The organism is Mesorhizobium sp. LjNodule214 (genome assembly GCF_964252735.1).
Classification (GTDB): domain Bacteria; phylum Pseudomonadota; class Alphaproteobacteria; order Rhizobiales; family Rhizobiaceae; genus Mesorhizobium.
On sequence record NZ_CAXUPE020000001.1, the window covers coordinates 2,184,473 to 2,197,035 of the forward strand.

General features: G+C 60.9%; 11 protein-coding genes. 9 read left to right on the plus strand and 2 right to left on the minus strand.

Features of this window, described 5'->3' with window-relative positions; genetic code table 11:
* Positions 1-24: 24 nt before the first annotated feature.
* The 3 genes from ACSQ3Z_RS10365 (at position 25) to ACSQ3Z_RS10375 (ending at position 1,929) form a co-directional block, all read left to right on the plus strand.
* Entirely contained in the window at positions 25-297 is a 273-nt protein-coding gene (locus ACSQ3Z_RS10365) for a hypothetical protein (protein ID WP_436171176.1), read from the plus strand.
* 82 nt (positions 298-379) lie between these two features.
* Positions 380-1,477, plus strand: coding sequence for an AI-2E family transporter (locus tag ACSQ3Z_RS10370; RefSeq protein WP_436171177.1), 1,098 nt, complete (start codon positions 380-382; stop codon positions 1,475-1,477).
* A 29-nt stretch (positions 1,478-1,506) separates the two neighbouring features.
* Positions 1,507-1,929 carry a potassium channel family protein gene (locus tag ACSQ3Z_RS10375; RefSeq protein WP_436171895.1) on the plus strand — a complete coding sequence of 141 codons (423 nt, stop codon included), beginning with the start codon at positions 1,507-1,509 and terminating at the stop codon, positions 1,927-1,929.
* 95 nt (positions 1,930-2,024) lie between these two features.
* Here the strand turns inward: ACSQ3Z_RS10375 and ACSQ3Z_RS10380 are convergent, their stop codons facing one another.
* The gene (locus ACSQ3Z_RS10380) at positions 2,025-2,666 is read right to left on the minus strand and encodes a MarC family protein (protein WP_436171178.1); all 642 of its coding nucleotides are present in this window, start codon (positions 2,664-2,666) and stop codon (positions 2,025-2,027) included.
* A 378-nt stretch (positions 2,667-3,044) separates the two neighbouring features.
* Between ACSQ3Z_RS10380 and ACSQ3Z_RS10385 the strand changes: the two genes are divergently transcribed.
* The 6 genes from ACSQ3Z_RS10385 to ACSQ3Z_RS10410 all read left to right on the plus strand — a co-directional run bounded on the left by ACSQ3Z_RS10385 (position 3,045) and on the right by ACSQ3Z_RS10410 (position 11,210).
* Entirely contained in the window at positions 3,045-4,169 is a 1,125-nt protein-coding gene (locus tag ACSQ3Z_RS10385; protein WP_436171179.1) for an HlyD family secretion protein, read from the plus strand.
* Positions 4,159-5,193 (plus strand): DUF2955 domain-containing protein, encoded by a 1,035-nt coding sequence (locus ACSQ3Z_RS10390; protein WP_436171180.1) that lies wholly within the window; start codon positions 4,159-4,161, stop codon positions 5,191-5,193. The genes ACSQ3Z_RS10385 and ACSQ3Z_RS10390 overlap by 11 nt, the downstream gene beginning before the upstream one ends.
* Before the next feature lie 361 nt (positions 5,194-5,554).
* Positions 5,555-6,958, plus strand: a complete 1,404-nt coding sequence (locus tag ACSQ3Z_RS10395) for a DUF3300 domain-containing protein (RefSeq protein ID WP_436171181.1) — start codon at positions 5,555-5,557, stop codon at positions 6,956-6,958.
* 24 nt (positions 6,959-6,982) lie between these two features.
* The gene (locus ACSQ3Z_RS10400; protein ID WP_436171182.1) at positions 6,983-7,939 is read left to right on the plus strand and encodes a DUF2950 family protein; all 957 of its coding nucleotides are present in this window, start codon (positions 6,983-6,985) and stop codon (positions 7,937-7,939) included.
* Between the two features lie 495 nt (positions 7,940-8,434).
* On the plus strand, positions 8,435-10,414 hold the full coding sequence (locus ACSQ3Z_RS10405; protein WP_436171183.1) for a mechanosensitive ion channel domain-containing protein: 1,980 nt from the start codon (positions 8,435-8,437) through the stop codon (positions 10,412-10,414).
* Positions 10,415-10,640: 226 nt separating this feature from the next.
* Positions 10,641-11,210, plus strand: a complete 570-nt coding sequence (locus tag ACSQ3Z_RS10410) for a GNAT family N-acetyltransferase (protein ID WP_436171184.1) — start codon at positions 10,641-10,643, stop codon at positions 11,208-11,210.
* A 295-nt stretch (positions 11,211-11,505) separates the two neighbouring features.
* Here the strand turns inward: ACSQ3Z_RS10410 and ACSQ3Z_RS10415 are convergent, their stop codons facing one another.
* On the minus strand, positions 11,506-12,561 hold the full coding sequence (locus ACSQ3Z_RS10415; RefSeq protein WP_436171185.1) for an ornithine cyclodeaminase: 1,056 nt from the start codon (positions 12,559-12,561) through the stop codon (positions 11,506-11,508).
* Positions 12,562-12,563 lie beyond the last annotated feature (2 nt).

Consider the following 12,563-nt stretch of genomic DNA (forward strand, 5'->3'; position numbering starts at 1 on the left):
GTCCTGGTTGTAGCTCTTGGATTCATGGCACAGAGCTTGAGCGCTTGCGTCAGCACGCCGCCGCCTGCTCCGGAGCAGATGTCGAGGACGCAGGTTGAGACGGCTCCGGCGGATCTGCAGCTTCTTTGCGCCAGCGCGGTCGCCAAGGCGAGCGGCGTCGACAGCGCCAAGATCCTTCCGGTCTCCTCGAGCAAGATCGATTCCAAGACCTATCAGGTCGAGCTCGATGCCGGCGGCAAGAAGACAAGTTGCCTCGTGGATACGGACGGCGCTGTCAAATCGGTTGAGCCCATCTGATAGGCTCGGGTCGGATTCTCGTGTGATCGCTCCAGCGACGGGAATTGGTGACAATATACGACTAGGCAAGGAGGCATAGATAATGAACCCTAACTCCGATCACGCGCATCCGCGTTCGACCATGCTCGATGCTGCACTTCAAATCGGACTGTTGGCCTTGCTGGTTTACGCCTGCAGCCGGATCATATTGCCGTTTGCCGGCATCCTGTTGTGGTCGGTGATCCTGGCGGTAATGCTGAATCCGCTGCATCTCCGCCTGACCGTCCGGCTGGGCAATCGATGGTCGGCGCTGTTGATCGGACTGGTCAGCGTTGTGGTGATGCTGGTGCCGTTGGTCACGGTGGTGACGTCGCTTGGGTCTTCCATATTCTCGCTCGTCTCGGGCTTGCAGAACCACAGCCTGACGGTGCCGCCGCCGCCGCCATGGCTCGCCGATCTCCCGCTGGTCGGCCAGAAACTGACGGAGACGTGGGCGCTCGTCGCCACCAACATGCCGGCGGCGCTTGCCAAATACGGCCAGATGTTGAGCGGGCCTGCGGCATCGCTGATGTCGTTCGCCAGCGGACTGGCTGCCGGTGAGCTATCGTTTATTCTTTCGTTCGCGATCGCCGCGGTGCTCATAGCCTACGGCAAGGGTGCCGCCGAATTCGCCAGGCGCCTGTTGGAACGTGTCACCGGCAGCACGGCGCGCGGGGCCCACCTGGTTACGCTGACCGCCGCCACGATCCGCGGCGTGGCACTCGGCGTGGTCGGCGTGGCGGTGATCCAGGCGCTGCTCGTCGGCATCGGCTTCTTCGCCATTGGCATTCCGGGAGCCGGACTTTTGACGCTCGCAACGCTTCTGCTGGCCATTGTGCAGGTGCCGGCGGTGCTGCTGACCCTGCCTGTCATAGTTTATGTCTTCTCGACGGAAGCAACCACGCCTGCGATCATCTTTGCGGTCTGGAGCCTTTTCGCCGGGCTCAGCGACAATATCCTCAAGCCATTGATGCTCGGCCGCGGACTGGAAGCGCCGATGCCGGTAATTCTGATTGGTGTCATCGGCGGCATGCTCGTCGACGGCCTGCTCGGCCTGTTTGTGGGCCCGGTGCTGTTGGCCGTTGGCTATGTGCTGCTCAATGAATGGCTGAGCCAGCCCCCGGTCGAAGGCGAGCCACAGATTGAGGGTCCGGCGCCGTGATTACGGTTCTTGTGGTCGGCTTGCTGGCGATGTCGGTATGCCTTGCACTGCAGGCTCTGGCATCGATGCTCGCCGCACGCTACTTCGCCAGGGCCACCAAACAACCGCTGGGTCCCAAGCCGTGGCGGTCGATCTTCGTGCAATTCTCGATACTGATGATCGTGCTCATGATCGGCAACATCGTCCAGGTCGCGTTCTGGGCGCTGCTCTACAGGTCGCTTGGTGCCTTTGAGGATTTTGAAACGGCGGTGTACTTTTCGGGCGTCACCTTCACCTCGCTTGGTTATGGCGACGTGGTTCTCACCGGCCGCATGCGACTACTTGCGCCGCTTCAGGCCGCCAATGGGCTGATGATGTTCGGGGTTACCACGGCCCTGTTCATCGCCGCGGTCCAGCATGCCACGACCGAATGGTCCGCGACGCATTCGGCCGGCGCGCAGGATGCAGGTTGAAGCTCTTCATGCCGAGGGCGCGCTTCCGCGGCATTGCGAGATCGAGCAAGCCGCCAACCTATGGTGTACCCGCGAGGACGTTTGAAGGCGCCAACTCAGTGTGCGGCGCTCGCGGTGATGATCCCAAGATTGACCAATCCGCTAACGACCAGTTGGACGGCAACCGCGGTCAGCAGAATGCCGAAGACAACCTCCGAGACGATAAGACTGGCCGGCTTCATTCGCTTCGCCAGCGCGTCGATATTGGTGAACACTAGATAGTCAAATGCGGCGACGAGCAGGATGAGCCCCGCAACCAGCGCAGCACTGGCAACCGAGACGACTTCGCCAGAGGCAATGAGAATGACCGTGATGCCGACGGGATTCAGCAAATAGGGGACAGCAAGGGGAAAGACGGCTATCTTTGCCACGTCTACCGGCAATCCGAGATCATGCTTTTCGGTCGGTCCAGACGCCATCTTGATCGCAAGGAGCGCCAGGATGATGCCGCCGCCGACCGCCACCGCACCGCCCGTGATGTGCAGCAGCCGCATCAGCAGTGCGCCCGTGGCAAGAAGGATCAGAGCCGTGACAAGAGCCGTCAAAACCATCTGGCGGCCTATCGAGACCTTCGTCTCGGCATCTAACTTCTGGGTCATTTCCAGAAATGGCACCAGCGCGATCTTCGGTCCAATGCCAATCGCCAGGAGCAGGAGAAGTTTTGTCACGAGAGCGGCATCAATGACTGTGAAATCCATCGGAAATTCTCCCCAACGCTGCCTTGAATAACTGTCGACTATCCGAAACGGATTGTCTAGCGAATCGGGAAAATTCTGCCGCCGCCAAGACCTATCAAACCGCCCTACATTGCACGGCGCCAGCGCCCGCTCAGCTTGTCATGAGAATTTGGCCGGCGCTACCACGTAAATAACACCCCAGTTGGCTGGAACCGTCAAAAGAGGTGTATAGTGTAGGCACGGTGCGGGGTCACTTACGCCAATGAAAACCAGGCCGCGTGGTAAGGGTCATGATTGCTCGTGCCTGTGCGCCGGGTTCCCCCCTGGGCCGAAGACTGACTAGGAAGCAAGTTCCGTCGGCGGCGCGATGCCCGCTTAGTCTGACAGAGAGAAGATGCCATGGCGTCCGACGCAACCGGGACCTCTCAAGGCAACGCTGCCGACGGCACTGACACGCAGGCGACGAAGGGCAACCCGCTGCGCAGGGTTGCCCTTACCGTGCTGCTGCTGGCTTGCCTGCTGTTCGTGGTAGCGGTCTTCATGGAAAGGCGCACGCCTATTTCATCGCAGGCGACCGTCAGCGCCTATGTCGTCGGCATCGCGCCGGAGGTCACCGGAAGGGTCATTGAAGTGGGCGTGGCCGACAACAGCGGCGTGATGCCCGGCCAGATGCTGTTTCGCATCGATCCGCAGCAATACCAACTGGCCGTCGCCGAGGCTGAAGCTCGGCTTGCCCGGGTAGGCCAGACGATCGGCGCTTCGACAGCCTCCGTCGATGCCGTCCAGGCACGCCTTGTGGAAGCAAGGGCAGTTCGCGACAACGTCCAGGAGCAGGCCAGCCGGGCCATGGAGTTGGTCAAGCGCGGCGTCTATGCCATGGCGAAGTATGACGAGGCGAAGGCGGCGGTGGACCAGGCAAATGCCTCGGTCGTCGCCGCGGAAGCGGACCTCAAGCAGGCGCAGGAAGAGCTTGGGCCCGCCGGCGCCGACAATCCGCAGCTGAAGGAGTCGCTAGCCGCGCTTGAACGCGCGCAGCTTGATCTCTTGCGCACCACGGTTCTGGCGCCGGCCGAGGGCGTCGTCACCAACCTGCAGCTTTCCGTCGGAGGCGTGGTCGGCGCCGGCCAGAGTGCTATGACCTTCATCGACGTCGGCACGGTGTGGATCACCGCGGCGTTCAAGGAGAACAGCCTCGAGAACGTCGCAGCCGGGAACCACGCGGACGTGTTGTTCGACCTCTTGCCCGGCCAGGTTTTCGGCGCGACGGTCGAGAGCGTCGGGATGGGCGTGGCCCAGGGAAGTGTCGACCCCAAGACCGGGCTGCCGAAGATTACCACCGAAAGCGGATGGGTGAGAACGCCACAGAGCTTTCCGGTCCGCCTGGTCCTCGACGAAGGCAGGCCGAAGGGCGTGCGCTACGGCTCGCAGGCGAACGTGGTGATCTATACCGGCGACAATCCGGTGACGAACGCGATCGGCCGCATCTGGATGCGCGTGTTGTCGGTCCTGACCTATGTCAGCTGATGGCGAGCTTGCGCACGCCAATGCCAAGCGCAAGGGCCTGCGCATCGCGCTGGCCGTAGCCGTCGGCTTCACGTGGTCGGTTTTGTCGGGGGCGATCATCCCCTTTCTGGGACCATTGTTCGCGGCTCAGTTCCTGATCTCCAGTTCCCGCCCGCTGCCGCTGAAACAGGCCTTGGGAATGGCGATCCTCATTGTTGTCGCCGGCGCGCTTCTGCAGGCCGTCGCGGTACTGACAGGTGATCGGCCACCAGTCCTTTTGCTTCTGCTCGGGCTCGTCTATTTCGTCTGTTTCTACCTGCAGGCGAACGGCAAGGGCGGCGGGGCGATCTTTCTTGTCCTGGTGGTCGGCGTGATGGTGCCGCTGCTGACCGTGCTCAACCGCGATCTCGGCGATTCCATCCTGTCGATCTTTGTACAGGGTGTGGTCACGGGCGCGATCCTGATGTGGATCGCCCATGCGATCATACCCGACCGAGGCAGCGCCGATATTCAGGCCCCGGCTCCAGCCGCAAACCCTCGCGCTACGCGCTTCGCTGTCGCCAACACCGCCATCCTGCTGATCGCCATGCTCGCTTGCCTGACGCGGGACGGCCTCGCCACGGCAATCGTCATTCCGATCACCGTTGCATCGTTGTTGTCGCAGCTCGATGTCATCGCAAGCGCAAGGGCGGCGTTCGGCCTCGTTGTGGTCAATCTCCTCGGTGGCGTGGTTGCATCCTTTGCGTTCGCATTGCTGCAGGTTCGTCCCACCACCCCCTCGCTGTTTGTGCTGGTGCTGCTCGCCGGCTTGGTGTTTGGCGGCCGCGCCGCGCTGAGCAACCCTGCCGCCAAGCTCTACGCGGGCGCGCTTACAATCTTCCTCATCCTGTTCGGAACGGGCGTCTCGCCGCTTCCGGGATCGGCAGCGGAGTCTTTTGCCACGCGGGTCAACTACATACTGGTGGCCATCGCCTATACGATCTTCATGGCGGCGTTGCTTTGGCCAGGACCGAGGCGAAGCGCTGAAGACAGGATACTGTCATGAAGGCCTGTGACCGCTCGGGCTTCGCCGAAGCAGCCGAGCACAAGCCTAGCCGATCGCCGTCGAAATCGCCGGTCGGATGCTTTGCTTCGACGCCCAAGGAAATCTCACGGTTCGGGTCCAGCCGGTGTTCTGCGCCGCGCCCTCGAACACTGCTGTTTGACGGGAACATTCGATCCGAAAGATGGCCTCGACGTCGACTGATCTGCTGGCAGGGTCTCTCAGTTCTGGGCGTAGCATACAGTTACTTACCTTCCGCATCGGCAGGCAATGCGCCAACGTAGCACCAAGGCAAGAACATCGCCCTGGACTTGGCGACAAGACGTCGCTGACAACCGGGTTGATGCAACCTGGGAGGATGACAATGGAGATCAAGTTTCCGCGCTGGCATGCTGGCGCCGTGGCGATGATCGCGATCTTGATGTGCTCCGGTCAGACCTCTTTCGCGGTTGCTCAGGATCAGGCCGCTGCTACCGATGGCGCGGCGGCAACCCAAGCTCCCGAACCGCTTGACGAGGATGAACTCGAAGTCCTGGTAGCGCGTATCGCACTCTACCCCGACGAGCTTGTCGCAGTAATTTCCGAAGCGTCGCTGTATCCACTGCAGATCGTGGAGGCGAGCCGGTTCTTGGATCAGGTCGCCAAGAACGCAAGCTTGAAGCCGAAGGAAAGTTGGGACGGCAGCGTCGTCTCACTGCTCAACTATCCCGAAATCGTCAAGATGATGAGCGACGATCTGGAGTGGACCCAGGCGCTTGGCGACGCACTGACATATCAGCAAAAAGACGTGCTGGTCGCCATCCAGCAGTTGCGCGACACGGCTGTCGCCAAGGGCGTGATCAAGTCCGACGACAAGATCAAGGTTGTCGAGGAGAACGACAATGTCGTCATCCGGTCCGCCAGCGCCGACACGATCTATGTTCCACGGTATGAGCCGGAAATGCTCTATGCTACCGATTATCCGGTTGCTCCGATCTCCTATTATCCCGACCCCTACCCGAGCTACTACTATCCCAACGCGCCCTATTTTGCGGGCGTCGTCACTGGCGCAATCTGGGCCGCGGCAGTGGATTGGGACGACTGGGGTGTTTGGGGCGGCCGCTGGGACGGCAACGATATCGATATCGACTGCAACAATTGCTTCAACAACAACATAAATGGCAAAATCAATCTCAACGACGTCGATTGGAAGAACGTCGACCGTTCGAAACTAAACTTCGACAGGAACCAGTTCGCCAACTTCGACAAAACGAGCATGCGCGACCGGGTCAAAACGAACGATCGCAACAGTATGCGCAACAAGGCGTCCGATCTCAAAAAGGACCGGATGAGCACACTGGCCGGAAAGTCCGGCAAGGTGAAGGACGTTCGCCAACGCGAAATCAGAGAGGGTTTGAAAAACCGGCCGCCGGGGTCAAGGCCGGATTTCAAAAAGCCAACCAACACCAAGCCAATTGCTTCGGCACGAAAGAATGACCGCCCTGCCGCCAAGGCGTCAGGGAAAATCAATCGCGCGGTTGGCAAGCCGAAGCCGGCAATGAGAGCGGACAACAGGCCGAGGAAGCCTTCGGGCCTTGGCAACGTCAGCTCCGGAAAACGCCAGCAGATTGCCTCCAACCGCGGTGCGAGGAGCATGGGAGGCGGAATTCGCAGCGGCGGCGGCGGCGGCGGCCACAAGATGATCAGGCAGGGTGGTGGCAGGCAGGGCGGTGGCGGGCGCGGCGGTGGCGGGCGCGGCGGTGGCGGGCGCGGCGGTGGCAGGCGTTAAAACTTTGGCGAGAGGAAACCGACCATGAAAACGTGCGTCCGGAGTCTTGTTCTGCGTTCGCTGCTCGGTGCCGGAATGATCTTGAGCATTGGCGCAGGTTCTACAAATTTTGTCAGCGCGCAGGAGGTGCAAAGCCTGTCGGACTATGTGGCCGAAAAAGATCCACCGGTTTTCGATGATGCCTCAGCGGCGGCGGAAGCGTTCAAAGCGGTCCTGGCGAAGGACGATTTCGATGGACTGGCGGCATTGCTTGGGCTGGATGCCGCGAAGCTGCGGACAAGCGAAGGCGTGATGGATACCTACGCGCAGATCAAGCAGGGCGCTGCCAAGACGGTCATCGTGCGCGATCTCGGCGACCGCAAGGAACTCAATATTGGTGACAAGCTATGGACGCTGCCATTCCCTATCACCAAGGGCAAAGACGGCAAATGGGCGTTCGATACCTACGCTGGCATCGAAGAGATCATCAACCGGCGTGTCGGCGAAAATGAGATCGCGGCGATCGAAACGGTCCGCGCCTACGTCGATGCTCAGCGTGATTACGCCGCGGAAGACCGCGACGGCGATGGCGTCCTGGAGTACGCACAGAAGCTGTCCAGCAGCGAGGGCCAGGCCGACGGACTATACTGGCCGTCCGACGAAGCCCATGGCGTCAGTCCGGCAGGCGACTTCATCAACCAGGCAGCTCTCGACAAGGCGAAGAAAGGCGATGGCTATTTTGGCTATCGCTTCCGCATCCTGACCGGCCAGGGCAAGAATATCGCCGGCGGCGCCTATAACTATGTCATCAACGGCAACATGATCGCCGGTTTCGCGCTTATGGCCTGGCCTGTGAAATATGCTGAGACGGGCGTCAAAACCTTCGCGGTCAATCACCAAGGCATTGTCTATGAGGCCGACCTGGGCCCGAAAACGGAAGCTGTGGCTGGCGCCATAAAGCAATTCAATCCTGGTGACAAATGGCAGCTGACAGGCGACTAGCCTCAATACCTGGAAGGCCGCCTGCTCGAGGGTATCGCGCGGCTTTTCGGCTCCAACGTACGTGTACTGGCCTATCCATGCCCTCGCGAGGAGTTGCTTCCCCTGCTCGAAACTGAGCTGGGACGCGGATGGGAGGTTGACGGTAGCCGGCAATGGATAACTGCCGATCAGTTGCGCCCCGCACCCCCTCTACGGCATCTTTATGAATATCTGCTGGCCAGTGGCTTCCTGGTTGCGATACCTCCCAGCTAGCGATGGTATGTCGTGCAAACTTCTCATCACTCCCACTTTGCTACGATGAAACCACTACCGTCGAATGGGCCATTGTCGTTTGGCAGCGTACTTGCTTACGGAGAGGTGTTCAAATAGAGAGCTGAATGAGATGTTGGCTTTCCGAAAGTCGAGCAGAAGAAAGCCACAGAAAACGCCTGATAGGCAGCGGAAATCAGACCTACGACATCGACGCGGTCGTTGCGCTCTGGGCCGACAAGTTCAGTGCGCTCGGACCCGCGCGGGGCAAAGGGCCGGGCAAAAAAGCTTGAATTGTTCTACGGTCGGGCGCTGGATAGCGAGACAGCGGCCGACGAGCGACCGCCGGAACTGGCTTCCGAGGCGCTGAAGGGGGAAATCGTGGACAATACGGCGGAAACGGACGTTACTTCGTTGATTTGGGGCTTCGAACAGCTAGCCGAGCGTTTCGTCTCCGGACTGTTCGCGCGGTTTGCCGCTTTGACCAACGTCCCCGTCGAGCTTCAAAACCTGAAGGCCTCGCTTGCGGCCGGGGGAACATCTCTCCTTGTGCTCCTGTTCGAGATTGTGTTGGTTGTTGCGCTCGTCGCAGGCGTGTTCATCCTGCTCGCCCGGCGGTTCAAGAAGGCGAGTGCCACAACTAGTGCATGGCGCAGATTCTTCGCGGGCGTGGCGGCTACTGTGGTGGCGCTGGTGATCGGTTTCATCGCTGCGCGGCTGCTGGCCGGTTCTGGCGTGCCTTTGCAAACCCTTCGCCTTTGGACGGTAGCGACCGTGCTCGGCCTCATCATCCTCGCCGCCGTCAGATCACTCTTGATGGCATCGCGGCGAACCGAGTTCGCGGAGCGCTCCGTCCATCTGGCGGCGCTCGTGCGCGACCTCTCGCTTGCTATTGGATTGGCGATCATCGGCGTTGCGCTGTTCGCGACGTTGCGGCTCTGGAGCGTCGGGCCGGCCTTGGGGGATCTGCTGCGAACAGGCTTGGGAATTCCGATCTACCTTCTGTTTGCATGGGCGGTATGGCGGCACAGACGCACAATGGCAGCCGCCGTCGCCGGTCCGCGCCCCAGAAGCCGCTGGCGCACCCGTCTCGCCAAAATGTGGCCGGCAATCGTGATCGCGTTCCTGATAATCACCTTTCTCAGCACTCAGGCCGCGCTGACCCTGGGAGCATCGCTTCGTGGGTCGGCCGTTCTGCTGACCGCGTTGATGTTTCTCGCCGCGCCGCATCTCGACGCAATGATCGGGAACTGGGCGCAGCGCGGATTGGAGTCTCCTGATATCTCGATCTTGGCAGCGGCAGGGCGACAGACCGCCCGCTTCACCGTCGTGGCGATCATGATTGCCATGCTGGGAACGCTATGGGCGACACCGCTGGCTGCCGGGTTCGGCATAGATCTGCGAGAGGTCGCCAAGGGCGCATCCGGTTTGGCGCTGATCATGTTGGGGGCGGCGTTTCTGTGGAACGTGGTCGGCACGGGGACGACTCGCGCCTTGCGCGCCGAGTTACCCGCCGTAGGTGGTGACGAGGAGGCGCTCGGTGCGCCGCGTTCACGGCTGGGCACGCTTGTGCCGCTGATCAGCGCGGTCGGCAAATCGAGCATTGTGGCCTTGGCGCTGCTCTCGATCCTGGTGTCGATCGGGGTCAATGTCTGGCCGCTGATCGCCGGCTTGAGTGTGTTCGGGCTGGCCATCGGCTTCGGCTCGCAGACGCTGGTGAAGGACCTAGTCTCCGGGCTGTTTTTCCTGATCGACGATGCATTCCGCTTCGGCGAATATATCGAAACGTCAGGCGCCAAGGGGACCGTAGAAAAAATCTCGGTCCGCTCGGTTTCCCTGCGCCATCAGCGCGGTGCCTTGGCGACAATTCCCTATGGCGAGATTGGCAAGATCCAGAATTTCAGCCGCGACTGGATGATCGAGAAACTGACCTTTCGCGTTGCATTCAACACCGATGTCGAAAAAGTCCGCAAGATTTTCAAGAAGATCGGCCAGGATATTTCGGCCGACCCGGAACTTGCTGGAGATCTGCTCGCCCCGTTCAAGAGCCAGGGAATTGCCGAGGTTGAGGACGGCACGCTGGTTATCCGGGCCAAATTCATGGCGAAAGCGGGCAAACACTTCATGATCCGCCGCGCCGTTTTGCTCGCCGTGCACCAGGCATTTCAGGAAAACGGCATCAAGGCCGTCCCAAAGCCACTGACATCTAATCCAGGAGCAGCCTGAGCATTCCGGATAGTCACGGCTACGACGTGCTGATGTATGCTGATCACGTCGGGCGTGTCTGGACCTTCAATGCTGCCAGTCTGCTCGCGGCCCCCAACTCGCCCTGAAATCGTTTTTCGCTTTCAGCGCGCCACCAGTCGTGCAGTAACGTCGCTGATTGGTGGTTAGCGGACGCGACCTGCCAGCGCCGTTGCATTGGTGCCGCCTCAGGTCGAAAATGCTCCCAATGGAAGCAGTCCGATTTCCCAAGCTCACAACACCAAGGCTCGTGCTTCGGGCGCCGAGCGAACGGGATATCCCAGCATGGTTTGCGCGCGCGACGGATGTCGAATCCGCCTCCCTTGCCGGCGATCCCGTTCCCGACGACATAAGCGCAGGCGAGCGATGGTTCGCGCGTTCGCGTCAACGGTTCGCTGACGGTAAGGCGATCCAGTGGTCCATAGACCAAGCAGGAGTATTGGACGCGATCGGGACGATAACCCTGTCCTTCGGCGCAACCGACGCCAAGGCAGCCGCATTGGGATTTGTGCTGGCGCGTGCGGATTGGGGGCGCGGACTGGGCAGCGAGGCGGCGCGCGAAGTCCTCCACTACGCCTTTGAAACTCTGGCGCTTGAACAGGTGACGGCCGAGGCGGCGGTGCGCAATTTCGCGTCGCTGCGGATATTGGCGAAGCTCGGCTTCAAACATATCGAGAGTTTCATCGATGAGTCCGACGGCGAGCGCTGCGAGCGTTTTGCGCTCGACGGAGACACCGGATCGTCACTGTTGGCGAGCAACGCGATGCCAGACTGCTAGGCTTTGAGCCATCCGCCAACAGAGAATGTTTGTGCTGTTCAGGTCCGCAACGAGGTCGCCAGCGGAACGTCCGCTTGCTGATGACTTCAGCCTAGAAGCTGACCGTCAGCTCGCGGCCCCACTACGGTCATTCAAGGGACCGCGTCCGAAACAGCCGCTCCTGGCGCGATCCGGACATTTGGCTTACGATAGCGCCTGTGCCCTTGATTGATGGGAAGGCGTGGCTGAGGGTGCAAAGCGACTGGGCCAGGACAGTAGATTTGCCCACGAGAAGCTGCTTTTAGGGCGCGCTTCTTCAAGCTGCCGGCTGCATGGCCGCCCTCAGCAGCATGCCGAACAGGTCGCGTGGCTCGTCGGGATCGGCGAGTAAGTCGAGTTCCTCATACAGGCCGGTGGCTTGCAGCTGGTCGCGCACATATCGTAGCGCCGAAAAATCCTCGATCGCGAAGCCGACTGAATCGAACAGCGTGATCTGCTTGGCGTCCCGGCGGCCTTGGGTCTTGGCGGCGATCACTTGCCAGAGCTCGGTCACTGGATGGTTGGGGTCCAGCTGCTGGATCTCGCCTTCAATGCGTGTCTGTGGCGGAAACTCGACAAAAATGTCGGAGCGCAGCAGGATGTCCTTGTGCAGTTCGGTCTTGCCGGGGCAATCGCCGCCGACGGCGTTGATGTGGACGCCGGAGCCGACCATGTTGTCGGTGAGAATGGTGGCGCACTGCTTGTCGGCGGTGACGGTCGTGATGATCCCGGCACCTTCAACCGCTTCCTGCCCGGTTTCGCAGATGGTGATGTCGAACCCCATGCCGGCCAGGTTCTTCGCGCATTTCCGTGAGGCTGACCGGTCGATGTCGTAGAGCCTGAGCCGATCGACGCCGGTCAGCGCCTTGAAAGCGATCGCCTGGAATTCCGATTGGGCACCATTGCCGATGATGGCCATGGTGCGCGCGCCGCTCGGCGCAAGATATTTGGCCGCAACAGCGGATGTGGCGGCGGTGCGCAGCGCCGTCAGGATGGTCATCTCCGTGAGCAGCATCGGGTAGCCGCTGCCTACATCGGCGAGCACGCCGAAGGCCGTTACCGTCTGCAAACCCTGGCGCATGTTCTTTGGGTGGCCGTTGACATATTTGAAGCCATAGAGGCGCCCGTCGCTTGTCGGCATCAGCTCGATGACACCGTCATGGCTATGCGAGGCGATGCGCGGCGTCTTGTCGAACAGGTCCCAGCGACGGAAGTCATCCTCGATGTAGCCGGCGAGCTCGGTCAGGAAGCGCTCGACACCGATGACATTCACCAGCTTCATCATGCGATCGACGCTGACGAAGGGGACGATGTTCAGCTTTGCGGCGGTCATGA